A 26,786-nucleotide genomic window follows, 5' to 3' on the forward strand; every position below is an offset into this window, starting at 1 on the left:
TTTAGCATCGCGCCATGCGTACCTTGGACGATCTTCTCCACCCGATCACGCCTGATCGTTTCTTCGCCGAATTCCACGGCCGAAAACCGCTGCATATCCCCGCGGAAGCAGGCGCCGCCAAGCGGGCCCTGCTGGACTGGTCGACGTTCAACGGCCTGCTGAACCAGCCCTCGATCTGGACGGCCCAGAGCCTGAAACTGGTGCAGAACACCCAGCCCGTGCCGCCCGAACGCTATTGCCGCACCGTCCAGACCCAATCCGGGCCGGCCTTCCGCCCCGATCCGGCCAAGGTGGCGCTGTTCGTCGCCGAGGGGGCCAGCCTGATCGCCGGCGACGTGCAGGATCTGACCCAGCCGATCGCCGAACTGTCCTCGATCCTCGGCCGCACCTTCGCCGCCAGTGCGGGCGCCAATATCTATTGCTCGTTCAAGGGGGTGCAGGCTTTCGGCGCCCATTTCGACCTGACGGATGTCTTCGCCGTTCAGACCGAGGGCGAGAAACTGTGGCGCATCTATGAGAACCGCGCCGACGCCCCGGTCGAGATGCCGTCCGACGTCGGCGACATGCGCCGCTGGTTCGACCAGACCAAGGGCCGCCTGCTGGCCGAGGTGATGATGCGGCCGGGCGACGTGCTTTACCTGCCGCGCGGCTGCTACCACGACGCCCTGGCCCAGGACGCGGCGTCGCTGCACATCACCTTCTCCATCGCCGCCTTGCATGGCCGCATCCTTTTCAACCTGCTGGAACAGGCCGCCATGCAGGACCCCGCCTTCCGGGCCTATCTGCCGCCATCCGGTCAGGACGGCGGCCGCGCCCTGCAACAGCACCTGGCGGGCCTGGGGCAGCGGCTGGCGCAACTGGCCGCCTCATCCGCCTTCCGCGATGAGATCGCCATGGCGCAGGAACGGCTGACGCCGCGCGCCCATCGCTTCACCCTGCCCCATCGCGAAGCGCTGACCCGCTACAGCCGCACCGCCATGACGGCCCCCGCCTACGCCGGGCCTGTGGCCCACGCCATGCACTGGGCGCTGTCGCAGCACGTCTTCAGCCTTGAAGACCTGATCGCCCAGTTCGACTTCGTGTCCGAGGTCGACATCCGCGCCGCCGTGGATCAGGCGGAGAAAGCAGGAGCGTTGAAGCGGGTCTGACCCGTTTCGCCGACGCCATGTTCGTCACCCGTTTCGCGCCTTCACCTACCGGCCGTCTGCACAAGGGCCATGCCTTCTCGGCCCTGACGGCCTGGCGGGCGGCGAAGGATGCGGGCGGGCGCTTCCTGCTGCGGATCGAGGACATCGACCCGACGCGATGTCGGCCCGAGTTCGAGGTCGGGATCTTCGAGGATCTGGCCTGGCTGGGGCTGGATTGGGAGACGCCGGTGCGGCGCCAGTCCGATCACCTGGCCGACTACGCCGCCGTGGTCGAGGCGCTGGAGCGGCGAGGCCTGCTCTACCGCTGTTTCCGCACCCGCAAGGAGATATTGGACGCCATCGGCGATGCGCCTCACGGCCCCGCCGAGGCCGCCCGGCCCGGCCCGCACCCGGCCGACGAGGAGGCGCGCCTGCTGGCTGAAGGGCGCCCCTTCGCCTGGCGGCTGTCGCTGGATCGCGCCAGGGAGGCGCTGGGCGGCGCCGCCTGGGACGGCTTGAACTTCATCGAGGAAGGCTCAGGCCCCGACGGCGAAAGCGGGCGCATCAAGGCGCGGCCGGAGACGGCGGGCGACGTCGTGCTGGCCCGCAAGGACGCGGGAACGGCCTATCACCTGGCGGTGACGCACGACGACGCCCTGCAGAAGGTCAGCCATGTCATTCGCGGCCAGGACCTGTTCGAAGCGACCCATATCCAGCGGTTGATCCAGGCCCTGATGGGCTGGCCCGCGCCCGTTTATCGCCACCACCGCCTCCTGGCCGGACCGGACGGCCGCCGCTACGCCAAGCGCGACCGCTCCGTCACCCTGGCCGAGTTGCGGGCGAGCGGCCTGACGCCGGATCGCCTGCGGGCGGAGCTGACGCCATGAGTTCACGGCAAGCGCCCAACAAAAAAGACGCGGAGGTCGCCCTCCGCGTCTCTTCGTAGAATCCTTTAGGATTCTTGGCCTTAGAGAACCTTGAGGTCCACAGCCGAGGTCTTGCCGCGCTGGGTTTCCAGCTCGTATTCGACCTTGGCGTTTTCATCGAGGCCCACCAGACCAGCCTTCTGAACGGCGGTGATGTGGACGAAAACGTCCGAGCCGCCGGTGTCGGGTTGAATGAAGCCGAAGCCCTTGGTGGGGTTGAACCACTTGACCGTGCCGGTCGCCATATTGCGTCTCCGTAAACGCGCTTTTCCAGGCGGACGTCCTTGCAGGATCGCCCGTCAGCCCATCTGGACAAGCTCGTTCAGGCGAAGGAGCAAGACGCGGGTTTGGACCCCACGTGAAATCCGGACTGCGCCGATGTTGTCACCCGACTATCCACAGCGGTCAACTGTAAAGCGAATCTGGAACGACGGCCTTTACAGTTAATCTCGGGTCCTTGCGCACACGCCTGTGGCGGCGGCGTCTAGATGAAAGTGGTCCCGATGCGCAGCATTATAGTCCGGCGTCAGGACATTTTTGAACAACTTGCACCCGCCGTCGCGCAGACGCCGAAGAAAGATTGCGCCTTCGCGTCCTGTCGGCCCCAAACCGTCCCAATCCTCCGCCACCGACACCCGGCGGCCATCCGAAAGCCTTACCCCGCTGACGTCCAGGGCGTTGGCGCGCGCATGCTGGCTGGGCCGCGCGGCCGCATCGCGCGAGCCATAGACTCGGCGGCAGGCGAAGGTCCCCAGGTTGTCGATCCGCGTCGCCTGCGACCCAAGGATGTCGCGCGACGCCGGCTGCACTATCTCGCGATCCCACAGAAACAGACGCGCGGCCATGGGGCAGCGCATGACCACCCCCGCCGGATTGAGCGGCGTCTGCTCGCCGCCGGAAATCCTGATCGCGCCGCGCACCACGCAGAAGCCGCCGTCATCCTGATCCGGGACCCGCGACGCGGTCACGCCGGCTTGCCGCAGCAGGGTCAGGCATTGAGCCGTCAGTTGATCGGCGCGTTGCGCCGTGTCCGCGTCGGACACCTCCAACGCCGCGAGCTTGGCGGCGGTCGCCGCGCCGATCGGCTGACGCAGGTCCAGAGGCTTCCAGGGGAGGTCCTGAGCCGGCGCGAAGGCGTCCACGAGCGCGAACAAGCCGCAGGCGGCCAGGATCGCCGCCCATAGTCCGCTCCACAGATCCGCAACAGGGGTCGCACGCGTCGCCATAGGGGGCCAATGCATCGAACCGCGCGTTGATCCTTCAAGCCGGCCGCCTCTGGCGCGTCCGGCGAAATAGCCGCAAGGTCGATACATCACGACACGGGGACACGCCGATGGCCAAGGACGACTATGCCGACATCCTCGAAGCCCTGCAGATCCAGATGGTCGAGACCCAGGCCTGGGCCATCGAACAGGGGTTGAAGGTCGTCATCGTCTTCGAAGGGCGCGACGCCGCCGGCAAGGACGGGGCGATCAAGCGGATGACCGAGTATATGGCGCCGCGCCAGACGCGGGTGGTCGCCCTGCCCAAGCCGACCGAGCGCGAGACGACCCAATGGTATTTCCAGCGCTACGCCGCCCATCTGCCGGCGGCGGGGGAAATCGTGATCTTCAACCGCTCCTGGTACAACCGGGCCGGGGTCGAGCCGGTCATGGGTTTCTGCACGCCCGCGCAGCACGAGCGCTTTTTGCACGACGCTCCGCACTTCGAGCGGATGCTGACCCAGTCGGGGACCCTGCTGATCAAGCTGTGGCTGGACATCAGCCGCGACGAACAAGCCCGCCGTCTGGAGGAGCGCGTCGACCATCCGCTGAAACGCTTCAAGGTCTCAGCCCTGGACGCCGAGGCTCAGGCCCGCTGGAGCGCCTATTCCGCCGCCCGCGATGAAATGCTGAATCGCACCCATGTCGACTATGCCCCCTGGACCGTAGTGGCGACTGACAAGAAGAAGACAGCGCGGCTGAACATCATGCGCCACGTCCTGCGCCGTCTGGACCGGCCCGGTCTGGAATGCCGCGAACCGGACCCTGCGGTCGTCTTTTCCGCCGATGCGGCGCAGGGGCGACTGGCGCAATAGGCGTCGTCAGCCGCCGAACAGACGCCGGTTCCTGTCGACGAAGGCGCGCATGGCCCGCACCAGCGGCCCGCCTTCGCGCCCTTTCAGATAGGCCCAGCCGGCGCCCGCCCCGATCAGGGCGCCGATGGCGTCGACGATCAGGTCCCACATGGTGTCGACCAGGCCGGACTTCTGGGTGTTGAGGCCGAACACTTGGTCCAGCATGAACTCCCAGATCTCCCACAGGGCGCCGATGGTCACGGCGAAGCAGAAGGCGAAGAAGGCCACCGTCAGGGACGCCGCCTTCAGCTGGCTTCCCTGCACCAGCATCAGCATCAGCAGGGCGCCGACCAGGCCGAAGGCCACGGCCGAACCGCCGTGCAGCACCACGTCCCACCACCAGTAGCGCTCGTAGAAATCGCCCAGTTCGCCCAGGAACAGGGTGGCGCACAGGAAGACGGCGATGGCGGTGACGAAGCCGATCGGCAGATTCAGCCCCACGCGCGGCGCCAGCCAGAAGGGAACCAGGGTCAGCAGAAAGGTCCCGACGCCGACGAAGGTGACGCTGAACTCCCCCGTCAGAAAGCCCCCGACGGCCGCCCCCAGCAGCACCATCCAGGTCAAAAGCAGCAGCCACGGTAAAGGAGCTCTTGTGCGCGTCGTCATCCGTCCTGTCCGCCCGGCTGCTGTTCCCGATCACGACCCTGATCTGGACGGCTCGGGCGCGCAAGCCCGGCCTCTCCGATCCCCTCGCCTGTCTGGCCGGTGAAAGACCTTATGCAACGGCGATCTGATGCAGCCTCTTCACCCCGCGCCGCCTTGGGGGCTAAGACCAGAGGCATGAACACAGCCCCGCTTCCCGACGCCGCTGGCCAGAACTGGGTCGATCGGCATGCGCCCGAGCGTCTGAAGCCCTGGCTGAAGCTGGGCCGCTTCGACCGGCCGATCGGGACGTGGCTGCTGCTGCTGCCTGGATGGCAGGGGATCATGCTGGCGCTGAACCAGTACGACCGGCCGTTCGGCGGCTATGAGCTGTGGCTGGTCGTCGGCTTCGCCATCGGCGCCGCCCTGATGCGCGGGGCGGGCTGTGCGGTGAACGACATCGTCGACCGCGACTTCGACGCCCAGGTCGCGCGCACCGCTTTGCGGCCTATTCCGGCAGGCCAGATCAGCGTCAAGCAGGCGTGGGCCTTCGTCGGCGGCCTCAGCCTCATCAGCCTGTGCATCCTGCTGACGATGAACCTGATGTCGGTGCTGCTGGGCGCCCTGTCGCTGGGGCTGGTGGCGGCCTATCCCTTCATGAAGCGCATCACCTGGTGGCCGCAGGCCTGGCTAGGCCTGACCTTCAACTGGGGCGCCCTGCTGGGCTTCGCCGCCGCGACGGGCGGGCTGTTCGCGCTCGGCTGGCTCTATGTGCTGCAGGTCAAGCTCAGCGGCGACAGCTACTGGATGGCCGAGGGTCTGAACCGCATGGGGAACCTGGCCCTGTCGGCGGGGCTGCTCTATGCGGGCGGGCTGTTCTGGACCCTGGGTTACGACACCATCTATGCGCTTCAGGACATCGAGGACGACGTCATGGCCGGGGTAAAGTCCTCGGCACGAGCGCTGGGCGGCAAGGTGAAGGAAGGCGTGGCCGTCTTTTACATCCTGGCCGTGGCCCTGGCGGGGGCGGCGGGCTACGTCGCGGGCCTGGCGCCGGTCTTCTATGTCGGTCTGGCGCTCTACGCCCTGCATTTCGTCTGGCAGGTGCGGCGGTTGCGGCCGGACGATCCGAAGCTGTCCCTGCGTCTTTTCAAATCAAATCGCGATGCGGGGTTGATCCTTCTGGCCGCCATAGCGTTCAACGGCCTAGCTTTCTGATCGAACCGTTCCAAAGGAGCCCGGCATGATCCCTTCGCGCCCCCTTCGCGTCCTTCTCGTCACCGCCGCCGTCGCGGCCTCGCTCGCCGCGTGCCAGCGCAATGAGAAGAAGGAGGCCCCGGCCGCGCCGGCCGCCTCCGCCCACGCCGTCGAAGGGCCGCTGAAGTACGACAGCGCCACGCCCTACGCCAAGGTCAGCCTGAGCCTGCCGGAGGCCGTGCTGTCCTATCCGGCGCTGTACACTCCGCTGTACCGCGACGAGGTGGCCAAGCTGAAGGAATACGCCGAGGGCGCCCAGGCCGACCGCACCGAGGCCGGCTCGCCCGAAGGCATGCCCCCCTATGAGAAGACCATCGTCTACGGCGCCCCGATCGAGACCGGCCGCCTGTTCAGCCTGATGCGGACCGACTTCGACTATTCGGGCGGCGCCCACCCGAACACGGTCGCCACCGGCCTGCTGTGGGACAAGAGCGAAGGCCGCCGCATCGCCGCCGCCGACCTGTTCGCCGACAAGGCCGACAAGACCAATCTGGAGCGCGCCCTGTGCCAGGCGGTGAACACCGCCAAGACCAAACGCCCCGGCGCCACGCCCGTCTCGACCACCAGCGGAACGTGGACCTGTCCCAAGCTGAAGGACGTGGCCGTGACGCTGGCTCCGGGCTCCACGCCGGGCAAGGCGGGCGGCCTGACCTTCCTGCTGGACGCCTATGCGGTCGGTCCCTATGTCGAGGGCGCCTACTACCTGACCTTGCCGCTGTCGGCCTTCCAGAGCGCCCTGTCGCCGGAGTATGCAGCCGAGTTCGCAGGCGCTCCGACCAAGGCAGGCGACGTGACCGAGGACTTGCGCCTGAAAGCGCCGGCCGCCTGATCAGGGCGCCCAATCGTTCCGGTTGGTCGATCATGATGAAGCGCCGGGCGTCGTCGACGCGTTTCAGCGTCACGCCCGGCGCCGTCGCCGTGCGCCCACGTCTCCCCCGGTGACGGTGACGCGGGCGATTATGAAGTAAGGTTATCCTGACTTGACGCGTCAGGCATGCGGGTTCTCGAAGATGTCCTCGACCGGCTGTTCGAACAGGGCGGCGATGCGATAGGCCAAGTCCAGCGAAGGGTCGTGCTTTTCAGTCTCCAAAGCATTGACCGCCTGGCGCGACACGCCCAGCGCCTGACCCAGTTGCTCCTGGGTCCAGTTCCTCTCGGCGCGCAGCAGTTTCAGCTTGTTCTTCATCAGTTCGATGACCGGATGAAGGACGAGACCAGGCCGAACGCAGCCCAGAACAGCGGATAGATCAGCCAGGCCGGCAGATGCGGCGCCCCGGCGAAACTCTCGCCGAAGCCCCAGAAGGTCGCCGCCGCCATCGCCAGCCCCGAGGCGATGATGAACTGCTTGGCCGTGACCATGCGCACGAACTCGTCGCTGTCGCGCATCAGGGCCAGGGTGGCCCAGATTTGCCCCACCACGGGGGCGACGACCATAGCGGCGAGCGCCCAACCGACAGGCCTGCCGATGACGCCATCGAACAGGTCCGTGGTCATCATCGCCACGCAGATCGCCACATAGGCCGCCATAAAGCCGAACGTGCGCAGGACGTAGCGGCGTCCCGCCGGAACGTGTTGCTTAGAAAGGGCCGGCATAGCAGGTGCTCCTGACTTTATGTCACGAAAACCTGACACCAGCCTTATGTCATGTCAACCTGACTTTTTATCAGCCTGTGCTGACTTTATTGCCAGAGGCTTCGGCGCCCCCTAGCTTGCCCTCATGCGTAGTCTCCTCGCCCTCGTCGCCGCTTTCCTGTCGACAGCCGCGCCGCTTTCAGCGGTCGCCTCCGCCCCCGCGCCATTTCACGCGGAAGACGTGCGCGGCGCACGCGACTACAGGGACCTGCCGCGCCTCGACGGGGCGCGCATTCGCGCCTGGCGGCAGTTGTCGGTGGCCGAGATCACCTTGCCGACCGCCGCCGTGGCCGAAGGCGCCGCTTCTGAAGGCGCCCTTCGCATGCAGGGCCAGATCAGCCACCTGGACTATGTGGTGCGCCCTGCCGTCGCGCCGATCGACATGGCGCGGCATTATGAAGACGCCCTGCGCGAGGGCGGTTATGAGACCGTCTTCGCCTGCACCGGCATCGCCCGCTGCGGTTCCGGCATGAGCGCCTTAATCCTTCTGAGCGACACCGTGGCCCCGGCCGGGTTCGCCGACGGCGTGTTCAACGATCAGGTCAGAGTGATCGTGGCGCGCAAGGGTTCGACCTGGGTGCTGCTGCACATGACGCGCGGGCCGGACCGGTCGCTGGTCTATCAGGCCGTCGTCGAGGGCGCCCGTGAGCTCGACTAGGCGCATCGCCGACCCTGCCCGTTTCATTCGCGACAACACCCGTCTTCAGCCCGTCTCGCACACGCCCGAAATCGCCCTGTGGCTGGCAGACGAGGTCACGCCCATCTGGCGCCTGACGGAAGAAGAGCTTGGCGAGATGGGCCTGCCGCCTCCGTTCTGGGCCTTCGCCTGGGCGGGCGGACAGGCGTTGGCGCGCTGGCTGCTGGACCATCCGGAGGCTGTAGCGGGGCGCCGGGTGCTGGACCTGGCCGCTGGATCGGGCCTCGTCGGGATCGCGGCGATGAAGGCCGGCGCCGCCTCGGTCCTGGCCGCCGACATCGACCCCTTCTGCGCCGCCGCCGTGGCCGCGAACGCGCAGGCCAACGGCGTCCAGATCGCCTTCACCGCCGACAATCTGCTGGAGGCGCCGTCTGCGTCGTTCGACCTGATCTGCGCCGGGGACGTCTTCTATGAGGGGCCGATGGCGCAGACGATGCTGGCATGGCTGAAGCAGGCGCGCTCAGCCGGAACAAGCGTGTTGGTCGGCGACCCCGGCCGCACCTATTTCCCTAAGGAAGGGCTCAGCCTGCTGGCGGAATACCGGGTGCCCACGACGCGCGAGCTGGAGGAGCAGGAGGTCAAGCGCACGCGGGTCTGGTCGCTGGACGCCTGACGCCCCCTCAGGCGCCGCGCGGCAGGACGGTCAGCACCCGCGCCATATGCTGGTGGAAGGCTTCCATATAGTCGCGCAGGAACTGTTCGGTGCCGGGGACGCTGACGTTTCCGTCATCGTCGATCAGGTCCGGCTTGAACTGGATGTAGGCCTCGACCGCGTTCATCTGCGGGGCCTGGAGGAAGCCCAGGATCGGGCGCAGGGCCTGTTGACCGACCGCCGTGCCGATGGCGCCGGGCGAGGCGCCGATGACCGCCGTCGGCTTGTTCTTGAAGACATTGGTCCCATAGGGCCGGCTGGCCCAGTCCAGCGCGTTCTTCAGCCCGCCGGGGATGGAGCGGTTGTATTCCGGCGTGACGATCAGGATGGCGTCGGAGCCCTTGATCGCCGCCTTGAAGTCGTTGGCGACGGCCGGATAGTCGGCGTCGTAGTCAGAGGAATAGAGCGGCAGGTCGGCGAAGCTGATCTCGCTCATGTTCAGCTTGTCCGGCGCCAATCGAACCAGCGCCTTGGCCAGTTTGCGGTTGATCGAGCCCTTGGCCAGGCTGCCGATGATGTAGCCGACGTTATAGGTGGTCATGACAGGCGTCCTGCTGGGTAAGGGCCGCGTCCACGGCCGCTGGCGAGTCAATGCCCAGCCAAGCTTGGCGGTTCCGTTCAGACGCGCACGGCCTGCCGCCCCCGTCCCGCCTCGCCGAAGACGCGCAGATAGCGTTCGATCTCGGCGCGGTCGCCGGTGGCCTTTTCGACATTGTCCGACAGCTTGACGGCCGGGCGGCCCGCCGCCTGCGTCACCTTGCACACCAGCGACAGGGGCAGAAGTTCAGGCGCCTCGACCGGCGCGCAGTCGCGGAAGTCGTTGGTCAGATTGGTGCCCCAGCCGAAGCTGGTGCGCACCCGGCCCTTGAAGTGGGCGTGGGCCGCCTCGATGCCGTCCACGTCCAGCCCATCGGCCAGGACCAGCAGTCGTTCGCGCGGGTCGCGGCCCTTGGACGCCCACCACTTCATGATGATCTCGCCGCCCTCGATCGGCGGAGCGGAATCGGGGCGGAAGCCCTTCCAGTCGGCCAGCCAGTCGGGCGCGTCGTTCAGAAACGCCTGCGTGCCGAAAGCGTCCGGCAGCGCGATCAGCAGATTGCCGTCATAGGCGGCGCGCCATTCCTCCAGCACCCGATAGGGCGCGGCGCGCAGAGCCGCCTCGTCCTCGCCCGCCATCGCCGCCAGCACCATCGGCAGTTCGTGGCCGTTGGTGCCGATGGCCTCAAGGTCGTTGTTCATGGCCAGCAGGACGTTGGAGGTGCCGATGAAGGCGCTTCCCAGCCCCTCCTTCAGCGCTTCGACGCACCAGCCCTGCCACAGGAAGCCGTGGCGGCGGCGCGTTCCGAAGTCGGACAGGGACAGCGGCTCCAGCTGTCGCAGGCGCTCGATCTTGCTCCACAGCTTGGTCTTGGCGCGCGAATAGAGGATGTCCAGTTCGAACCGGCCCATTCGGCGCAAGGCCCGGCGGCTGCGCAGCTCGTTCAGGATCGACAGGGCGGGGATTTCCCACAGGGTGACATCGGCCCAGCTTCCCGAAAACTCGAGCCGGTACTGACCGTCGGCGCTGCGCGAGAGGTCGTATTCCGGCAGACGATATTCGGCCAGCCACGCCAGAAAGTCCGGGCTGAAGATCGACTTCACCCCGTAGAAGGTGTTGCCGCCCAGCCAGATCAGCTCGCGGTTGGTGAAGCGCAAGGAGCGGGCGTGGTCCAGCTGGGCGCGCAGTTCGGCCTCGTCCACCTCTTCGGCCAGGCGCACCGAAGTCGTGCGGTTGATGACCGAGAACGTCACCGGCACGTCGCGGAACCGCCGCCAGATCAGCTGCAGCATCAGCAGCTTGTAGAAGTCGGTGTCCAGCAGGCTGCGGACGATGGGGTCCAGGCGCCAGCCGTGATCATAGGCCCGCTTGGCCAGGTCGATGTTCGCCATGCCCGATCAATCCGCCTTTTATTTCACCGGTTCGCCTGACGCAGGGCGCGTCGCCCCCCTGCCTATCACACACAAGCTCGGCCGCCAGGCTGCGCCTCCGCTAACATATTGGGCGCGCCGCGATCGATTACGATGGCGGGCGTCCTGGCGAACGTCGCCAACACGCCTGCGGTGGAACTGCACGCCTCGCGCGCGGGTTTCCCCGCAGGGCCGCCACGAGCCCCTTTCACCGGGAGAACGCCATGAAGATTCGCGACGTGATGAGCAAGGACGTGCAGGTCGCCCGCCCCGAAGACACCCTGCAGGCCGTCGCCGGACGCATGGCGGCGGGCGACTTCGGCTTTATCCCCGTGGCCGACGGCGACCGGCTGATCGGCGCCCTGACCGACCGCGATATCGTCGTGCGCGGCGTAGCCTCTGGGGCCGGGCCGAACGCGCGGGTGCTGGACGTGCTGTCGCGCGACGCCCTTGTGGTGCGGGCCGACGATGATTTGAAGGTCGCCCTGGACCTGATGTCGTCGCGTCAGATCCGCCGCTTGCCGGTGGTGGACAAGGACGGCCGCCTGGTCGGGGTGGTGTCGCTAGGCGACCTGTCCACACGGGTCAAGGAACGCTACGCCGGAGAGGCGCTGGAAGAGATTTCCCGCCCCGGCTGACGGCTTTAAGGCCCGCTAACCATGTCGCGGAACCCCGCGATAACAGCTGACGCGCCATGCTGCCTCTTTGATTTTCAGGAGAGACCGGCATGGCGCGCGCCCAGTTCCAGAAGGGCCAGAAGGTCTGGGTCGAAAGCGTCGGCGTCTGGGCCCAGGTCGAGAAGGTCAATCCGGTCTGGGCCAAGGGCTTCGACGAGCCCGTCCGCATCACCTACGACGTGGGTCTGGGGCGTGAATTCGCCGGCGCCGAGCTGCAACTGCCCGCTGAGGACCGCGCGGCCACAGCCATAGGCGACTGGCGCATCCTGCGCGCGCGCAACAAGTGGCAGGACGCCGCCGATTGCGCCCACCATCCCTTCCCCGGCAGCTATCCGGTCGTGGTCACCGACAAGGCCGACTGGGGCGGCTGGCGCGTGCCCGGCGCCGAATACGACCGCGATCCTCAGCGCATCGAGTTCCAGTCCCGCCTGATCGCCGCCGCGCCTGACCTGATGGATCTGGCGCGCGAACTGCTGGCGTCGGTGGCCGAGGCCCCGGAAGACGCCCCGCCCGAGACCGTGCGCCTGGCGCGCCGGGCCCAGACGGTGCTGCGTCGGATCACCGACGTGCTCGCCCCTCCGCACGAAGCCGCGCGAACCGGGCCCGGCGAGGCCGCCCCGCCTTTCGAAACCGAGGCTTAGCGGCCAAGCGCAGCCTTGAGGCCCCCTCCCGGCCGCCGACCCTCGACAGGAGTCGGCGACACAGCCTAGATTCTTCGCTGAATCGGCACAGGAGGTCGCCTTTTGCAGGGCATAGAGCGGCGCAGCTATGGGCCGGGCCGCAGGGCCACGGACCGACAGGGCGCGCGATCCGCTCCCTGGGCGCGCATCCTTGCGCTCGCCGTCGCCATTGCGCTTGTGGCTTACGCCCTGCTGGTCCTGCGCGAAGCCGACCGGCCCCGCCGCGAAGCCGAGGCCGCCCGCATCGAAGCCCTCAGCCTGGAAGCCCGCCTGGCCGCCTCGCAGGTCGAGGCCCAGGCCAACCGCGCCGCCCTGGCCCTGCGCGCAGGCGCCCGCGCCCTGAACCAGACGCCCGCTCAGCCCGCCGCCGCCCTTGATCATGCGCGCGGTCTGGCGCCCGAAGCCGCCTTCATGATCGTGGACCCGCAGGGCCAGATTCTGGCCGCCAGCGGCGCGCGCCTGTCCGCCCCCGCCGCCGCTATCTCCGCCGTCCAGCTGGGCGAGGACGGCATGACCCAGAGCGTCACGGCGGGCGGCGGCGCGATCCTGCTGGCCCGCACGCCCCTGCCTGAACTCAAGCCCAGCCTGAGGGACGTGACCCTGTCGGTCATGCCGGCGGGCCATACCCCGGCCGAGCCGGGCCGCGCGGTCAAGGGACCGGACGGACAGGCGCGCTCGGCCGCCGTCGCGCCCATCGGCGACACCGGGCTGGCCGTGGTGGCCGCCCTGCCCCGCGCCCACGGCCTGGCCGCCTGGCTGGAAGACGCCTGGATGCTGGCCGGGCCCTTGCTGCTCGTGGTGCTGATGCTGGCCGTCATCGCCGTTCAGAACAGCCGCCAGATGCGGGCAGGCCGTCGCTGGGCCGAGACCGAGCGGCGCTTCCGCGTGGCGGTCGAGGCCGCTCGTTGCGGCATATGGGAGTGGGACATCAGTCGCGGCGAGATGGTCCTGTCCGACTATATGGCCGCCCTTCTGGAGGTCGAGGAGGGCACGCGGCTGACGACGCAGGCTCTGATCGAGCGCGTCCACCCCTCCTATCGCGACGTGCTGCATCAGGCCCTGGACGAAGCGGCCGTCAGCGGCGCGTTCGAGGCCGCCTTCCCGATTCCGCTGAAATCGGGCGGCGTCCGGTGGATCGACGCGCGCGGCCAGTCGCGCCAGCCCCGCCGCGACGGCGCCTTCGTCAGCCTGATGGGCGTGGCGCTGGACGTGACCGACGCGCGCCGCACCAAGGCGCAGGCCCAGGCCGCCGAGGGTCGGTTGCGCGACGCGATCGAGAGCGTGTCGGACGCATTCGTCCTGTTCGACCGACGCGGCCGTCTGATCCTGTGGAATCAGGGCTTTCAGGACGCCTTCGCCTTTCCGCCCGGCGTCGTTCGGCGCGGCGCGCTGAAGGACGAGCTCAACCGCATCGCCGCCGACGCCATCAAGTCCGAGCGTCCCTCCGTCGAAGGCCGCGCAGGCGTACGCGAGGTCGAGCTGAAGGATGGCCGCTGGCTGCAGATGGCTGAGCGCTTCACCGGCGACGGGGGCACGGTGGTGATCTGCGCCGACATCACCGTCGTCCGCCGCCAGGAGGCCGAGCGCCGCCGCGCCGCCGATGAACTGCGCGCCATGGTCGAAGAGCTGGAGGCCAGCCAGGACAAGCTGTCCCTGCTCGCGCGCAAATATGAGGTCGCCATGACCCGCGCCGAAGACGCCAACCGCGCCAAGTCCGAGTTCTTGGCCAATATGAGCCATGAACTGCGCACGCCGCTGAACGCCATCAACGGCTTCTCGGAGATCATGGCGGGCGAGATGTTCGGGCCGCTGGGCGACCCTCGTTACAAGGGTTACGCCGCCGACATCCACGCCTCGGGCCAGCACTTGCTCAGCCTGATCAACGACATCCTCGACATGGCCAAGATCGAGGCGGGCAAGCTGACCCTGCACTATGAGGCGGTGGCGCTGGACGTGCTGTGCGGCGAGGCGGTGCGGCTGATGCGCGGCAAGGCCCTGGAGTCCCAGTTGCGGCTGGCCCTATCCTGTCCGGACGGCCTGCGCGTCGAGGCCGATCAGCGAGGCCTGAAACAGGTCCTGCTGAACCTGATCTCAAACGCCGTGAAGTTCACGCCCGAGGGCGGGGCGGTCCGGGTCAGCGTGGTTCCCCGAGACGATGAGACGGTGCGCATCGCCGTGGCCGACACCGGCATCGGCATCTCGGCGGACGACCTGGCGCGCCTGGCCCAGCCGTTCGAACAGGTCGAAGGCCAGCATTCCAAATCGACGCAGGGCACGGGTCTTGGCCTGGCCCTGACCAAGTCGCTGATCGAGCTGCATCGCGGCCGGATGACGATCGACAGCGAGCCGGGACGCGGCACCACCGTCTGGTTCGACCTGCCCGTCAAAGCCCCGCAAGGCGCCATGAAGCCTGTGGACGGCCCGGTTCAGCGGGTTCAGCGCGCGGCCTGATCCCCCGCCGCATCGCCCGCCTTGTGCGCCGGATGCTGCGTCTCGGACGCCGCGCCCTTGTCGCGCGCTTTCGACTTATGACGCGACAGGATCGGCGCCAGGGCCTTTCTATCGGCCGCCGACAGCCGCCCCAGAGTCTCGACGGCCCCGGCTTCCAGCCGCGCCCGCCCGCGCATCTCCGACGCGCGCGAGCGTTCCAGCAGGGCGGCGACCGCCACGGCGTCAAAGCCGTCCGACGCCGTCATGGCGATGGCCTCGCGCCGCGCGGCGCGAGCGTCCTCGAAGTCTGGCCGCGCCTCAAGGGCGCTGGCGCGCAGCTCGCCCTTGACCTGATCGCGCACGGCGGGCGGCAAGGCCTCGACCACGGCCCAGACGGGCTCGCTGCGGCCCGGCCGGCGCCCTTCCGCCGCCTGCTCCTGCGCCTTGCGCGACAGCACCCAAGCGGTGCCCCCGCCGACAACGGCGAAGATGTTGAGCGCGACCGAGGCCGCCAGGGCGATCTTCAGACCCTTGTTCATACCTATCCCCCCAGGCCAGCGGCCAGGATCTCCGCGTCGTCCGGCGCCGTCAGACTGGCCTGATACAAGACGGTGTCGGCCCTGATTTCCGCCGTCATCTGACTGGTCAGCACCATGCCGAAAGCCACGCCCGCACAGGCGGCGGCGGCCCAGCCTGCGCCCGACATCCACGCGAACGGCCCCAACAGCCCTCGGCGCCGCCCAAGATGGGCGCCCGCCGCATCAGCGATGACCCGCTCGCGCAGGGCGTGCGACGGCGCCGGACGCGGCGCGGCATCCAGAAAAGCGTCCAGCAAGTCCGCCTCGCCCAGAACCCGCCCTGCGCGCGGATCGGCGACCAACAACCGGCGCGCGGCCTCGCGCTCCGCTTCGGGCCAGCGGCGCAGGTCCGCGCCATAGGCGTCGGCCAGATGCTCAAAACGTTCCAGGTCCATCGTCGTCATCTTCAGCCCTTATCTCCCCGTCGCCTTCACGACGCCCTGCGGCGCGATGTCCGCCAGCGCCGTCCGCAAGGCCCGCCGCCCGCGTGACAACAGGCTTTCCAGCGCCTCCACGCTGATCTCCATCAGGGCGGCGGCCTCGATATTGCCCAGCTCCTGATAGTGGCACAGGACGATGGCCTCGCGCTGGCGCGGGGGCAGGCGCGACAGGGCCGCCTGAACCTGGGCGCCCGTCTCCGCGGCCAGCAGGCCCCGGTCCGGCGCCGGGCCGTCGTCGATATGGTCAGGCATGACGTCCGTCGCGATCTCGCGGCGGCGGCGCAGGCGGTCGTAACAGAGGTTGAGGGCCACGCGATGCAGCCAGGTGTCGAAGCGCGCCTGACCGGGCGTCCAGCGCGGCGCCTGTTTCCAGGCTCTGAGCATCGCCTCCTGAGCCACGTCCTCAGCCTCCGCCGCGTCGCCCAGCATCCGCTGAGCGAGCGACAACATGCGCGGCAGCTTGCGCGCGACCATGGCCTGAACGGCGGCAGGATCGCCCGCGCCCACGCGCTTCACCAGGTCCTCGTCGGGGTCGGCGACCTTCGCCAATCACGCCTCTTTGCTTGGCTGCAACAAGGGCGAGCGGTCCAGCCGCCGTCCCCGACATCACCTTACTCCGAAACGGGCGCCGAAGGCGACGCCGTCCCCTGCGGGCGCTCGGCCGACGGACGCTGCATCCGGCGCATCTCGCGCTTCTGACGCATCTCGGCGCGGCCCGCCTGCATGGCGGCGCGGCGTTCGTCGACGCTCAGCATCCCGTCGCGGTTCGCATCCATGCGGGTGAAGCTTTCCGTCGCCTTGCGCTCCGCTTCGGCGATGACGATGGGAAAGCGGTCCGCGCCGCCGCGCGCGGCGTGGCCCCCCATGCGCCCCTGCTTCATGCCGCCTCGTGCATGGCCCCAGCGGCCGGCGGCCATCCGGCCTTCTCCGCGCGCCTGCTGGCGCGGCGCCTCGAACTCGGCGCGGCTGATGGAGCCGTCCTTATCGGCGTCCAGGCGATCGAACTGGGCGGCGCGACGTTCGGCGCGGCGGGCCTGAGCATGGGCGCGCATTTCCTCGGCCGTCACCTGACCGTCTCCGTTGGCGTCGGCGGCCCGCAACCGCTCGACGCGGCGCTGAACAAAGTCAGCCTGACTGATCGGCTGACCCGCAGACTGGGCCATGCGCGCCTGGCGTCCCGTTTCCGGCGTGGTCTGCGCCGCAGCGGCGCCGCCCAGCGTCAGCATGAGGGCGGATACGGCGGCGGCGGCGAATATGGTCTTCATCTCGATGGTCTCCTGGGGCGAAGCCGCCCCGAAAGCATCCCTGTCGAGAGATAGAACGGCGACCGGATCAGTTTCCGTCGCTGATCGGCGGCAGAACCGAATCAAAGGCCCGCCGCGCGCGTAGCCGCAGATCGATCAGCTGCGCCTTCAGCGTGTCGAAATCCGGCGCCCCGACCGCTGCGGCCAGACGCTGCTGAAAGCCTGGCGGCTCCTCATCGGGGTCGTTTTTATCTTCAAAGGCGCAGGCGGTCAGTTGCGACAGCTGCTGATGCATGCGCCAGCTGTCGGCCAGCACGGGGTCGTCCTTCAGCGCCTCCAGCGTCGAGACGGTCAGGGGCCGGCCCGCCGCCCCCGCCATCAGCTGGCGGTACTGGCCGACGAACTCGGCGTCCACCTGAGCCCCCGCCGACAGCTTCAGATCCCAGAACCCCTTAGCCGCCCGTTCGCGCTCCATCAGATCGCGCATGGCCCGCACTTCGCGCGCGGTTTGCACCGCGTCCCTGGGCCGCCGCAAGGCCTCCTCCAGCGCCGCCGTGACCTCGGCGCCGAATGCCTCATCGCTGGCCCAGACCACGCGCGCGCGGGTCAGGGCCATGAACTCCCAGGTGTCGGCCTCTTCGGCGTAATAGGCGCGCAGGGTCTCCAGCCGCACCGACACCGGCCCCTTAGAGCCCGTAGGGCGCAGGCGCATGTCGACCTCATACAGGCCGCCCTCGGCGGTGTGGGCGGACAGGGCGGCGATGAACCGCTGGGTGAAGCGGCCGTAAAAGGCCTCGGCGCTCCAGCCGCGCCCGGCGGATGCGGCCTCAGGCGGCGCCGCATAGACGGTCATCAGGTCCAGGTCCGAGCCCGCCGACATCTCGCGCGAGCCCGCCTTGCCCAGGGCGACGACGGCGGCCGCGCCGTCCAGCGCCCCGCCGAGGCGCTCGGCCTCCTTCAAGGCCGCCGGGGCCAGCGCCCGCATACAGGCGTCGGCCAGATCGGTGTTGGCGCGCCCGGCCTCCTCCGGCCCCGCGCGGCCGGTGATGGTGTGCATGCCGATGCGAAAGACCTGCTCGCGATGCTGGCGACGCACGACGTTCATCGCCTCCTCGAAATCGCTCGCGGCGGCGGCCTCGGCCAGAAGCTGGGCGACGACGCCCGAGTCGGTGTCCAGATCCGTCAGGAAGCGCGCGTCCAGCACGCCGTCCAGCGCCTGCGGACGCCGCCCCAGCATCCGGGCCAGCCGTGGCGCAAAGGCCATCACCTCGACCACCAGTTCGAACAGCTTGGGCTGGTTCAGGAACAGGGCCTGCACCTGCACACCCGCACTCAGCCCTGCGAAGAAGACGGCGAACCGGCGGAAGGCCGCGTCCGGCGCCCCCGTCTTGGCCACCGCCGTCAGCAGTTGCGGCGCCAGCCGGGTGAACAGCTCGCGTCCGCGCGCCGTCCGGGTCGCCTGAATGCGGCCGTGGTGCCAGCTGCGGATCGTGTCGGACACGCTGGCGGGCTCGGAAAAGCCCATGCGGGCCAACGTCGCCAGCGTGCCGGGGTCGTTCTCCACCCCGGTGAAGACGAGGCTGCCATAGGGCGAGGACAGGTCTTCACCGCCTTCGAACAGTTCGCCATAGCGGGCGTTGACGCGCATCAGCAGGCGCTCGATCCCGGCGTCGAAGGCCGCCAGATCGCCCTGTCCGGTCAGAGCCGCCACATCGGCGCGGCGGTCGGGATCGACGGGCAGGATATGCGTCTGTTCGTCCGCCAGCATCTGGGCCCGATGCTCCAGCGCGCGCAAGGTCACATAGGCGGCGCGCAGTTCATCGCGCGCCTCAGGGCTGACGTGCCCCGCCTTGGTCAGGGCGTCCAGCGCCTCCAGCGTGCGCGGCGAGCGCAAGGCCCGGTTGCGGCCTCCCAGGATCAGCTGCTGAGTCTGGACGTAGAACTCGATCTCTCGGATGCCGCCGCGACCCAGCTTCAGGTTGGCGCCCGCCGCCTCCAGCCCCTCGCCGGTCTTGTGGACGTGGATCTGCTTCTTGATCGACTGGATGTCGAGCACCGCCTGATAGTCCAGACTGCGGCGCCAGATGTAGGGGACCAGCGCCTTCAGGAAACCGGCGCCCTCGGCCGCGTCGCCGGCGCAGACGCGGGCCTTGATGAAGGCCGCTCGCTCCCAGTTCTGGCCGACGGATTCATAGTAGGCCAGGGCCATCGGCGCCGCGACCGCCGGCGGGGTCGACGACGGGTCGGGCCGCAGCCGCAGATCGACCCTGAAGACGTAACCGTCCGCCGTCCGCTCGCTCAGAAGGGCGGTCAGCCCCTGCGCCAGACGGTTGACGAAGCCCTGCATTTCGACGCCCTCGGACAGGGCGGCCTCCAATACCTCCGGCTCGTAGAAGAGCGACAGGTCGATGTCCGAGGAATAGTTCAGCTCGAAGGCCCCGCCCTTGCCCATCGCCAGGACGAACAGGCCCGGAACCGGCCCGCGCGGGTCGTCGGGCGCCGAGATCAGCCGCCCGCGCCTGCGCCAGTCGTCGGCCAGTATTCTGAGCGCCGCGCGCGCCGCCGCGTCGGCGAACCGCGACAGGGCGCCCGTCACCTGATCCAGATCCCAGACTCCGCCCAGATCGCACAGGGCCGTCAGCAGATGCAGTTCCGCCTTCAGATGACGCAGCGGCGCCTTGGCCTCGTCCGGCGCGCCGGTCAGGGCTTCCATCGCCGCCAGAATTTCCGCCAGCCGCGCCTCGGGGTCGCTGTCCAGCGTCCGCCGCAACCGATCCGGCCAGCGCCGCGCCAGCCCGGCCAGATAGGGCGAGGCGGCGAACACCGGCAGCAAGGCCCCCCACGCCGCATCCAGCGTCGCGCGCCAGCCATCGGCGCCCGCCGCCTCGATCAGTCGTTCATGCAGGCGCGCCGCCGCCTGTGCGTCGCGGACGGGGCCGCAGGGCTGCAACCGCGCCGCCAGACCTTGGCTCACGCCTCGGCCTCGGGCGGGCGCGTCGCTGGGGGCAGGATCAGGGCCACGCGCAGGCCCGGCCCGCGTCCGTCATAGACGCCCGGGCCTTCGTCCAGCTGGATGCGGCCGCCGTGCGCCTCGGCCACCGCTGTCACCAGCGACAGGCCCAGGCCCGACCCCGGCTCGGTGCGGCTGTTGTCCAGGCGCACGAAGCGTTGCAGCACCCGTTCGCGATCCTCGTCCGGCACGCCCGGCCCGTTGTCGGTGACGGAAAACTCTACATCGCCGGACGAGCGCCGCCGCGCGCGGAACATCACAGCCCCGCCCTCGGGCGTATATTTGATGGCGTTGTCGATCAGATTCGCCAGGGCCTGGGCCAGGAAGGGCTGGTTGCCCTCGATCAACAGCCCCTTCTCGATCTCGGCGGCGAACTCCAGCCCCTTGTCCTCGCCCGCCGGTTCGTAAAGCTCGGCCATGTCGGCAGCCAGATCGGCGGCGTCGAACACACTCGGCTCGGGCGAACCGCCCGACTGAAGGCGGGCGATGGCCAGGACGGTGTTGAAGGTCTTGAGCAGGGCGTCCGCCTCGTCCAGCGCCACGCTGAGGGCGTCGACGCCCGAGGTCCGCCCCGCCTCGGCGTCAATCAGGGCCACCTCCATCTTGGCCTTCATCCGGTTCAGCGGCGTGCGCAGGTCGTGGGCGATGGCGTCGCCGGCATGGCGGATCGAGGCCATCGAGCCTTCCAGCCGATCCAGCATGCCGTTCAGACCCTCGGCCAACTCGTCCAATTCGTCGCCGGAATGGCGGATCGGCACGCGCGCCTTCAGGTCGCCCTCCTGCACCGCCGTGACCACGCGGTTCAGCCCGGCCATGACCCGCTCGACCCTGCGGCTGATCCACAGCCCGCCGCCCACGCCCAGCAACAGCACCATGACCATCGCCCCCCACAGGGCTTGGGTCAGCCGCGCCAGATAGGCCTCGATGTCGCCGATGTCCTCGCCCACGAACAGGTGTTCGCCGCCCGACAGCGGGGTGTCGATGCCGATCGATTGGCGGCGCCGGACGCGACCGTCTTCATCCGTGTCGGTCAGGCGGAAACTGTCCCACTGCCCCGGCTTCACCCCGTCGGGCACGTCGGTGATGTTGGCGGTGATGATGCGGCCCTCGGCGTCCTTGAAGACGTAGAGATACGGCCCGTTGCGGATCGCCCGTTCGACCAGCGCCTGATTGAGGGCGTCTCGGCCGCGTGTGCGATAGATGGCGGTCAGGCTGTCGATCTCGCCCTGAACGCTGGCCTCCGCCCGCATCCGCGCCTCTGACGCCGAGGCGAAATAGACATAGGCCAGCACCGCGCTGGCCGTCGCCACGAACAGCGCCAGAAACAGCAGCGTCAGCCGAAAGGGCGTGCGGCGGAAAAGGGAGGGCAGTTTCACTTTGGCTTATCTCCCTCCCCTTCATGGGGAGGGTGGTCGCGCAGCGACCGGGTGGGGGGGGCCTCAAGCGCGCCCATTATGCCCCCCATCACGCCGTCCAGATCATCGCGAACGGCGGCGTTGTCGAACCTCAGCGTCGTGAACCCTTCGCCTGCCAGCACGGCGTTCCTCATCTTGTCCCTGTTCGCCCGCGCCTCGACCGTGTGGGTGACGCCGTCCACCTCTATGACCAAGCGCCGGTCGAAACAGACGAAGTCGAGATAATAGCCGCGAAACGGCGCCTGCCGCCGAAAATGAAACCCTTGAGTGCGCAACAACTTCAACTGCACCCACAAGCGCGCCTCGGGCGGCGTCAGGGCCTTTCGCATGGCGCGGGCTCGAGCAATGATCGCCATGATCTGCAAGCCCTCCCCACCCGACCGGCTGCGCCGGCCACCCTCCCCATCAAGGGGAGGGAGAAAGATTGCGCGCCTTACGCCTCCAGCCGGTACCCTGCGCCGCGCACGGTCTGCAGCATGGCCCTGTCGAAACCCTTGTCGATCTTGGAGCGCAGGCGGCTGATGTGCACGTCGATGACGTTGGTCTGAGGGTCGAAGTGGTATTCCCAGACCTTCTCCAGCAGCATGGTGCGCGTCACCGACTGGCCCGCGTGGCGCATCAGGAACTCCAGCAGCTGGAACTCGCGCGGCTGCAGGTCGATCTCCTGGCCGTCGCGGTGGACGGTGCGGGCGATCAGATTCATCTCCAGGTCGCCGACCTTGAGCACGGTCTGGACCCCGCCGGTCTCGCGTCGGCGCGACAGGGCCTCGACCCGGGCGACCAGTTCGGCCAGGGCGTAGGGTTTGACCAGATAGTCGTCGCCGCCGGCCTTCAGGCCCGTCACGCGGTCCTCGACCTCGCCCAGAGCGGACAGGAACAGCACCGGCGTCTGGTCGCCGCCCTTGCGGATGGTTTCGACCATGCCGACGCCGTCCAGGCGCGGCATCATGCGGTCCACGACATAGACGTCGTAGCCGCCTTTCTGCGATTCCAGCAGGCCGAAGGCGCCGTCCACGGCGTGGGTGACCTCGTGCCCGGCCTCGCTCAGGCCGCGCACCATGGCGGTCGCGGCTTCAGCATCGTCCTCAACCACCAGAATACGCATGCAGCCTCCCAAAAAAGATTCGGCGGCGATGTTAGCGCATCGCCGCCGATCCCGTGAGTTACGCCTTATTCAGACTTGGCGAAGGGCAGAACCACCGATGAGTTGGTTCCCTGCACCCGGATGAGCAGGAAGACTCCCGGCCGTCCCGCCGAGCGCGCCTCGTCCACGGCCGCCTTGAAGTCGGCGTCGGAACGGACCACGCGGTTGTTGGCGCGCTGGATGACCGTGCCGACGGGCATACGCATCTTGCCCGCTTCCGAACGCGGGGCCACGGCGGTGACCACTACGCCCTGCATGTCGTCGGGGATGGAGTAGCGCTGACGCAGAGCCGAGGTGATCGGCGTGACTGTCAGGCCCTCGATCGATTGACCGACAGCCGCGCCGTCTTCGCCGGGTTGCTGGGCGCTTGAACCCTGATCGCCGTTCAGCTCGGCTTCCGACGGACGGGTGCCCGCGCGAATGTTCAGCGTCTGGCGTTTGCCGTCCCGCAGGACTTCAAGCCGCAGCGTATCGCCAGGCTTGGCGCGGGCGACGCGACGGGTCAGCTCGGTCGAGCTATCGACCGCCTCGCCGTTGACGCTGACGACCACGTCGCCGATCTGCATCCCGCCGCGCTCGCCCGGCGCGCCGGCCGTGACCTCGGCGACATAGGCGCCCTTGACGTCTTCGTTCAGGCCCAGGGCGGCGGCCGCCTCCTTGGACAGGGTCTGGATCTGCACGCCCAGATAGCCGCGCTGGACCGTCTCGCCGCGCATCAGCTTGTCGGTGACGGCCTTGGCCGTGGTCGCGGGAATGGCGAAGCCGATGCCGACCGAGCCGCCCGACGGCGAGAAGATCGCCGTGTTCACGCCGATGACGCGGCCGTAGATGTCGAAGGTCGGACCGCCGGAGTTGCCGCGGTTGATGGCCGCGTCGATCTGCAGATATTCGTTGTAGCCGATCGGATCGATGTCGCGCGACTTGGCCGAGACGATGCCGGCCGTCGCCGTGCCGCCCAGGCCGAAGGGGTTGCCCACGGCGATGACCCAGTCGCCGACGCGCGGCTCGGCGGCTTCTTCAAAGCTGACGAAGGGGAAGGCCGAACCTTCGACCTTGATGACGGCCAGGTCTGTGCCTTCGTCGCGGCCGATCAGCTTGGCCTTGAGTTCGCGGCCGTCGCTGAGCTTGACCGAGATCTCCTCGGCGTTCTCCACCACGTGATTGTTGGTGACGATGAAGCCGTCGGCCGAGATGAAGAAGCCCGAACCCGCGCCGGCGGCTAGCTGAGTGTTGTCTTCCTCGCCTTCACCCGAGCCGCCCGGCGCGCCGGGGATCGGCACGGCGCCGAAGCCGGGGATCTGGAACACGCCGCGCGGGCGCTGGACGCGGGTCTTGACGTCGATCTGCACAACGGCGGGGGCGACCTGCTGGAAGATGTCGGCGAAGCTGAGCGGTGCGCCCTGCGGCGGGGCGAACGCCAACGCTCCGGCCCCGGCCGAGGGAACCAGCTGTCCGACCTTGGCTGCCGGCGCCGCCTCGGCGCCCGGCCAGGTGATGACCCCGCCCGCCGTCGCGGCGGCGGCGAAGGTCAGGCCGACAGCGGCCCCCAGAATGAACTCCTTGCGTTTCAGCATCGTCGTCCTTGCAGTCTTTTACTGGCGTTCACGGAAAGCTCCGTTCGCCCATGGATATAGGGCGTCAAGGCTCAAGCCAATGCACGCCGTCGCAATGATTGACTTTGATCATCGTTCCGCATGTGGCGCGTCTGCGTCAGGAAGGCGGCGAAGGCTTTCCAAACGGATAGCTAGGCCTTTTCGTCGTCGCCCGTCAGGGCGGCCAGGGCGCGCTCTTCTTCAGGCGTCAGCGGCGCGGCTTCCGCAGTCTCGCTACGGCGTGCGCGCAGGACCAGCACGACGCCCGCCCCCGCCGCTAGCGCAAACGGGCCGAACCACAACAGCCAGGTGCCGATCCGAACCGGCGGCTGGAACAGCACGTAATCGCCATAGCGCCGGATCAGGTCGTCCTTGATCTGGGCGTCGGTCTTTCCCGCCGCGATCTGCTCGCGCACCAGACCGCGCAGGTCCGCGGCGATGCCTGCCGGGCTGTCGGCGATCGATTCATGCTGACAGACGACGCAGCGGATGTCGCCGAACAGGGCGCGGGCGCGGGCTTCCTGCGCCGGGTCCGTCAGCGGCCGGTCAGGCGCCGGCGGCGGCTCGGCCAGAGCCGGCGCAGTTGCACTGGCCAGCAGGGCCGCGGCGAACAGGGCGGCGGCGCGCCTCATGCCTGCGCCTCCACGGGCTCGGCCGGCTTGGCGGCCTTCTTGACGCGCGAACCCGCCCCGACGCGCAGGCGACGGTCCAGCAGGGAGATCAGCCCGCCTAGCGCCATCAGCGCCGGTCCCAGAAAGATCAGCCGCGCCCACGGATTGTAGTAGATGCGCACGATCCAGGCGCGTTCTCCCGTCTCCGTCGCCGCCCGGTCGCCCATGACGGCGTAGACGTCGTCCAGCCCGCGGAAGTCGAGGCCGACCTCGGTCGTCGTCTGGCCGCCCGCCGGGAAGAAGCGACGCTCGGCGGTGATGACGCGCTCAGGCGCGCGGCCGTCGACGGACATGATGGTCAGGCGGCCTTGCTCAGCCAGATAGTTCGGCCCCTCGATGACCTGCACCGCGTCCAGCCGCGCCTTCCACGGCCCGGCGGCGACTTCCCCGCCCAGCGGCAGGGCGGCGGCGGCCTCGGCCTTGAAGCTGGTCTCGACGACGGCGCCCAGGATGAAAACGCCCAGACCCGCGTGGGCCAACGCCATGCCCCAGGCGCCCAGCGGCAGGCCCTTGGCGCGGCGCAGAGTCTCGCTCAAGGGCGCGCCCAGGGCCTTGGTCCGCACGCCCAGTTCGGCCAGCGCGCCGAGGATCAGCCACGCCCCGACGCCCAGCCCTGCGGCGGCCAGCGCCTTCTTGGGCTCGAACAGGAAGAAGGCGGCGACGGCGGCGGCCAAGGCCAAGCCAGCGGCCAGCCAAAGGCGCTGCAGGGCGCCCTTCAGATCGCCTCGCTTCCACGCCAGCAGCGGCCCGGCGGGCAGGATCAGGCAGGCGACGATCATCAGCGGATTGAAGACGGCGTTGAAATAGGGCGGGCCGACCGAGATGGTCGCGTCGGTCACGGCCTCCAGGATCAGCGGATAAAGTGTGCCCAGCAGCACCGTCGCCGCCGCCGCCGTCAGGAACAGGTTGTTCAGCACCAGCGCGCCTTCGCGGCTGATCGGCGCGAAGGCCGCGCCCGACCGGATCGCCGGGGCGCGAAGGGCGAACAGGATGAAGGCCGCGCCCGCCGCCAGCCCCAGAATGGCCAGCAGCATCATCCCCCGCTGGGGATCGACGGCGAAGGCGTGAACGCTGGTCAACACGCCCGAGCGCACCAGAAACGCGCCCAGCATGGAGAAGGTGAAGGCCAGAATGGCGAGGAACACCGTCCAGCCCGCCAGCGCCCCGCGCCGCTCGGTGACGATGGCCGAGTGCAGCAGAGCCGCGCCCGCCAGCCACGGCATGAAGCTGGCGTTCTCGACCGGATCCCAGAACCACCAGCCGCCCCAGCCCAGCTCGTAATAGGCCCAGAAAGAGCCCAGCGCGATGCCGACCGTCAGCAAGGCCCAGGACGCCAGCGCCCACGGCCGCACCCAGCGCCCCCACGCCGGATCGACCCGCTTCTCGATCAGGGCGGCGACCGCCAGCGAGAAGCAGACGGAAAAGCCGACATAGCCGCCGTACAGCAGCGGCGGATGCACGGCCAAGGCTGGGTCCTGCAGCAGGGGGTTCAGCGACGCGCCCTGCACCGGGGCCGGGTCCAGCCGGAAGAAGGGGTTGGAGGTGAAGGCGGCGAAGGCCAGAAACAGGCTCGACAGGCCCGCCTGCACGGCCACGGCCGAGGTCTTCAGCCCGAACGGCAGGCCGCGCGCCAGGGCCAGCGCCCCGCCGAAGACCGTCATCACCAGACACCACAGCAGCAGGGAGCCTTCATGGCTGCCCCAGGCGGCGGCGACCTTGTAGAAGACCGGCTTGTCGGTGTGGCTGTTCATGGCCACGTTCGACACCGAGAAGTCCGACACCACGAAGGCGTAGATCAGGGCGCCGAAGGCCAACAGGATCGCCCCGGCCGAGGCCAGCATGGCGCCGCCGCCGGCGCCCGCCAGCACGGGGCTGAGCCGCAGCCGCCCCGCCGTGGTCAGCGCCAGGCTGAGGACCGACAGCGCCAGCGCCAGGATCAGGGCGAAGGCGCCCAGTTCGACGATCAAGG

Annotated in this window: 28 protein-coding genes; 10 read left to right on the forward strand and 18 right to left on the reverse strand. The window is 68.9% G+C overall.

Going from position 1 to position 26,786, the window contains the following annotated elements; translation table 11 throughout:
- Positions 1-14 precede the first annotated feature (14 nt).
- A complete protein-coding gene (locus tag DA69_RS09585) occupies positions 15-1,148 on the forward strand; it encodes a JmjC domain-containing protein (RefSeq protein ID WP_025978502.1) in 1,134 nt (377 codons plus the stop codon).
- Positions 1,149-1,165: 17 nt separating this feature from the next.
- On the forward strand, positions 1,166-2,014 hold the full coding sequence (gluQRS, locus tag DA69_RS09590) for a tRNA glutamyl-Q(34) synthetase GluQRS (RefSeq protein ID WP_025978503.1): 849 nt from the start codon (positions 1,166-1,168) through the stop codon (positions 2,012-2,014).
- Between the two features lie 80 nt (positions 2,015-2,094).
- Here gluQRS and DA69_RS09595 read toward each other — a convergent pair whose 3' ends face one another.
- A complete protein-coding gene (locus tag DA69_RS09595) occupies positions 2,095-2,298 on the reverse strand; it encodes a cold-shock protein (protein WP_003170380.1) in 204 nt (67 codons plus the stop codon).
- Between the two features lie 198 nt (positions 2,299-2,496).
- Entirely contained in the window at positions 2,497-3,294 is a 798-nt protein-coding gene (locus tag DA69_RS09600; RefSeq protein WP_064108288.1) for an extensin family protein, read from the reverse strand.
- 92 nt (positions 3,295-3,386) lie between these two features.
- Here DA69_RS09600 and ppk2 point away from each other — a divergent pair, with 92 nt between their 5' ends.
- Positions 3,387-4,130 carry a polyphosphate kinase 2 gene (gene ppk2, locus DA69_RS09605; RefSeq protein WP_025978505.1) on the forward strand — a complete coding sequence of 248 codons (744 nt, stop codon included), beginning with the start codon at positions 3,387-3,389 and terminating at the stop codon, positions 4,128-4,130.
- Between the two features lie 6 nt (positions 4,131-4,136).
- On the opposite strand, the gene DA69_RS09610 is transcribed toward ppk2, so the two are convergent.
- Positions 4,137-4,775: a hypothetical protein gene (locus DA69_RS09610; protein WP_051582138.1), complete on the reverse strand. Its 639-nt coding sequence runs from the start codon at positions 4,773-4,775 to the stop codon at positions 4,137-4,139.
- 174 nt (positions 4,776-4,949) lie between these two features.
- Between DA69_RS09610 and DA69_RS09615 the strand changes: the two genes are divergently transcribed.
- A complete protein-coding gene (locus DA69_RS09615; RefSeq protein ID WP_025978507.1) occupies positions 4,950-5,969 on the forward strand; it encodes a UbiA family prenyltransferase in 1,020 nt (339 codons plus the stop codon).
- Between the two features lie 25 nt (positions 5,970-5,994).
- Positions 5,995-6,837, forward strand: coding sequence for a DUF3298 and DUF4163 domain-containing protein (locus tag DA69_RS09620; protein ID WP_025978508.1), 843 nt, complete (start codon positions 5,995-5,997; stop codon positions 6,835-6,837).
- Between the two features lie 159 nt (positions 6,838-6,996).
- Here DA69_RS09620 and DA69_RS09625 read toward each other — a convergent pair whose 3' ends face one another.
- Both DA69_RS09625 and DA69_RS09630 read right to left on the reverse strand, forming a co-directional pair.
- On the reverse strand, positions 6,997-7,194 hold the full coding sequence (locus tag DA69_RS09625) for a helix-turn-helix transcriptional regulator (protein WP_025978509.1): 198 nt from the start codon (positions 7,192-7,194) through the stop codon (positions 6,997-6,999).
- A complete protein-coding gene (locus DA69_RS09630) occupies positions 7,194-7,601 on the reverse strand; it encodes a hypothetical protein (protein WP_025978510.1) in 408 nt (135 codons plus the stop codon). The genes DA69_RS09625 and DA69_RS09630 overlap by 1 nt, the downstream gene beginning before the upstream one ends.
- A 124-nt stretch (positions 7,602-7,725) precedes the next feature.
- On the opposite strand from DA69_RS09630, the gene DA69_RS09635 reads away from it, so the two are divergent.
- Positions 7,726-8,298 carry a hypothetical protein gene (locus DA69_RS09635; RefSeq protein ID WP_134582389.1) on the forward strand — a complete coding sequence of 191 codons (573 nt, stop codon included), beginning with the start codon at positions 7,726-7,728 and terminating at the stop codon, positions 8,296-8,298.
- Positions 8,285-8,950: a class I SAM-dependent methyltransferase gene (locus DA69_RS09640; protein WP_025978512.1), complete on the forward strand. Its 666-nt coding sequence runs from the start codon at positions 8,285-8,287 to the stop codon at positions 8,948-8,950. The genes DA69_RS09635 and DA69_RS09640 overlap by 14 nt, the downstream gene beginning before the upstream one ends.
- A 7-nt stretch (positions 8,951-8,957) precedes the next feature.
- On the opposite strand, the gene DA69_RS09645 is transcribed toward DA69_RS09640, so the two are convergent.
- Together DA69_RS09645 and pncB are read right to left on the reverse strand one after the other, a co-directional pair.
- Positions 8,958-9,530 (reverse strand): NADPH-dependent FMN reductase, encoded by a 573-nt coding sequence (locus tag DA69_RS09645; RefSeq protein WP_025978513.1) that lies wholly within the window; start codon positions 9,528-9,530, stop codon positions 8,958-8,960.
- Between the two features lie 77 nt (positions 9,531-9,607).
- Positions 9,608-10,918: a nicotinate phosphoribosyltransferase gene (gene pncB, locus DA69_RS09650; protein ID WP_025978514.1), complete on the reverse strand. Its 1,311-nt coding sequence runs from the start codon at positions 10,916-10,918 to the stop codon at positions 9,608-9,610.
- Between the two features lie 242 nt (positions 10,919-11,160).
- On the opposite strand from pncB, the gene DA69_RS09655 reads away from it, so the two are divergent.
- The 3 genes from DA69_RS09655 to DA69_RS09665 all read left to right on the forward strand — a co-directional run bounded on the left by DA69_RS09655 (position 11,161) and on the right by DA69_RS09665 (position 14,744).
- Positions 11,161-11,574, forward strand: a complete 414-nt coding sequence (locus DA69_RS09655) for a CBS domain-containing protein (protein WP_025978515.1) — start codon at positions 11,161-11,163, stop codon at positions 11,572-11,574.
- Positions 11,575-11,663: 89 nt separating this feature from the next.
- Positions 11,664-12,254: a hypothetical protein gene (locus DA69_RS09660; protein WP_025978516.1), complete on the forward strand. Its 591-nt coding sequence runs from the start codon at positions 11,664-11,666 to the stop codon at positions 12,252-12,254.
- Between the two features lie 102 nt (positions 12,255-12,356).
- Positions 12,357-14,744, forward strand: a complete 2,388-nt coding sequence (locus DA69_RS09665) for an ATP-binding protein (protein ID WP_025978517.1) — start codon at positions 12,357-12,359, stop codon at positions 14,742-14,744.
- On the opposite strand, the gene DA69_RS09670 is transcribed toward DA69_RS09665, so the two are convergent.
- From DA69_RS09670 to DA69_RS09720, 11 genes are all read right to left on the reverse strand, one after another.
- Entirely contained in the window at positions 14,729-15,262 is a 534-nt protein-coding gene (locus DA69_RS09670; protein WP_025978518.1) for a periplasmic heavy metal sensor, read from the reverse strand. The genes DA69_RS09665 and DA69_RS09670 overlap by 16 nt on opposite strands.
- Before the next feature lie 2 nt (positions 15,263-15,264).
- Positions 15,265-15,705 carry a hypothetical protein gene (locus DA69_RS09675; protein WP_029972722.1) on the reverse strand — a complete coding sequence of 147 codons (441 nt, stop codon included), beginning with the start codon at positions 15,703-15,705 and terminating at the stop codon, positions 15,265-15,267.
- Between the two features lie 9 nt (positions 15,706-15,714).
- Positions 15,715-16,290 carry an RNA polymerase sigma factor gene (locus DA69_RS09680; RefSeq protein WP_025978520.1) on the reverse strand — a complete coding sequence of 192 codons (576 nt, stop codon included), beginning with the start codon at positions 16,288-16,290 and terminating at the stop codon, positions 15,715-15,717.
- A gap of 62 nt (positions 16,291-16,352) precedes the next feature.
- Positions 16,353-17,006, reverse strand: coding sequence for a hypothetical protein (locus DA69_RS09685; protein WP_025978521.1), 654 nt, complete (start codon positions 17,004-17,006; stop codon positions 16,353-16,355).
- A gap of 67 nt (positions 17,007-17,073) precedes the next feature.
- Positions 17,074-19,959 carry a bifunctional [glutamine synthetase] adenylyltransferase/[glutamine synthetase]-adenylyl-L-tyrosine phosphorylase gene (locus tag DA69_RS09690; protein WP_025978522.1) on the reverse strand — a complete coding sequence of 962 codons (2,886 nt, stop codon included), beginning with the start codon at positions 19,957-19,959 and terminating at the stop codon, positions 17,074-17,076.
- Positions 19,956-21,371, reverse strand: a complete 1,416-nt coding sequence (locus DA69_RS09695) for a sensor histidine kinase (RefSeq protein WP_025978523.1) — start codon at positions 21,369-21,371, stop codon at positions 19,956-19,958. Before DA69_RS09695 ends, DA69_RS09690 begins: the two co-directional genes overlap by 4 nt.
- Positions 21,368-21,766, reverse strand: coding sequence for an endonuclease domain-containing protein (locus tag DA69_RS09700; RefSeq protein ID WP_025978524.1), 399 nt, complete (start codon positions 21,764-21,766; stop codon positions 21,368-21,370). The genes DA69_RS09695 and DA69_RS09700 overlap by 4 nt, the downstream gene beginning before the upstream one ends.
- Positions 21,767-21,843: 77 nt before the next feature.
- Complete coding sequence (locus DA69_RS09705) at positions 21,844-22,515, reverse strand: response regulator transcription factor (RefSeq protein WP_025978525.1); 672 nt, start codon at positions 22,513-22,515, stop codon at positions 21,844-21,846.
- Positions 22,516-22,580: 65 nt separating this feature from the next.
- On the reverse strand, positions 22,581-24,128 hold the full coding sequence (locus DA69_RS09710) for a Do family serine endopeptidase (protein WP_025978526.1): 1,548 nt from the start codon (positions 24,126-24,128) through the stop codon (positions 22,581-22,583).
- A 170-nt stretch (positions 24,129-24,298) separates the two neighbouring features.
- Positions 24,299-24,778, reverse strand: coding sequence for a cytochrome c-type biogenesis protein (locus tag DA69_RS09715; protein WP_025978527.1), 480 nt, complete (start codon positions 24,776-24,778; stop codon positions 24,299-24,301).
- Positions 24,775-26,784, reverse strand: a complete 2,010-nt coding sequence (locus tag DA69_RS09720) for a heme lyase CcmF/NrfE family subunit (protein ID WP_025978528.1) — start codon at positions 26,782-26,784, stop codon at positions 24,775-24,777. The genes DA69_RS09715 and DA69_RS09720 overlap by 4 nt, the downstream gene beginning before the upstream one ends.
- Positions 26,785-26,786 lie beyond the last annotated feature (2 nt).

The sequence above is a fragment of the Brevundimonas naejangsanensis genome (assembly GCF_000635915.2).
Lineage (GTDB): Bacteria > Pseudomonadota > Alphaproteobacteria > Caulobacterales > Caulobacteraceae > Brevundimonas > Brevundimonas sanguinis.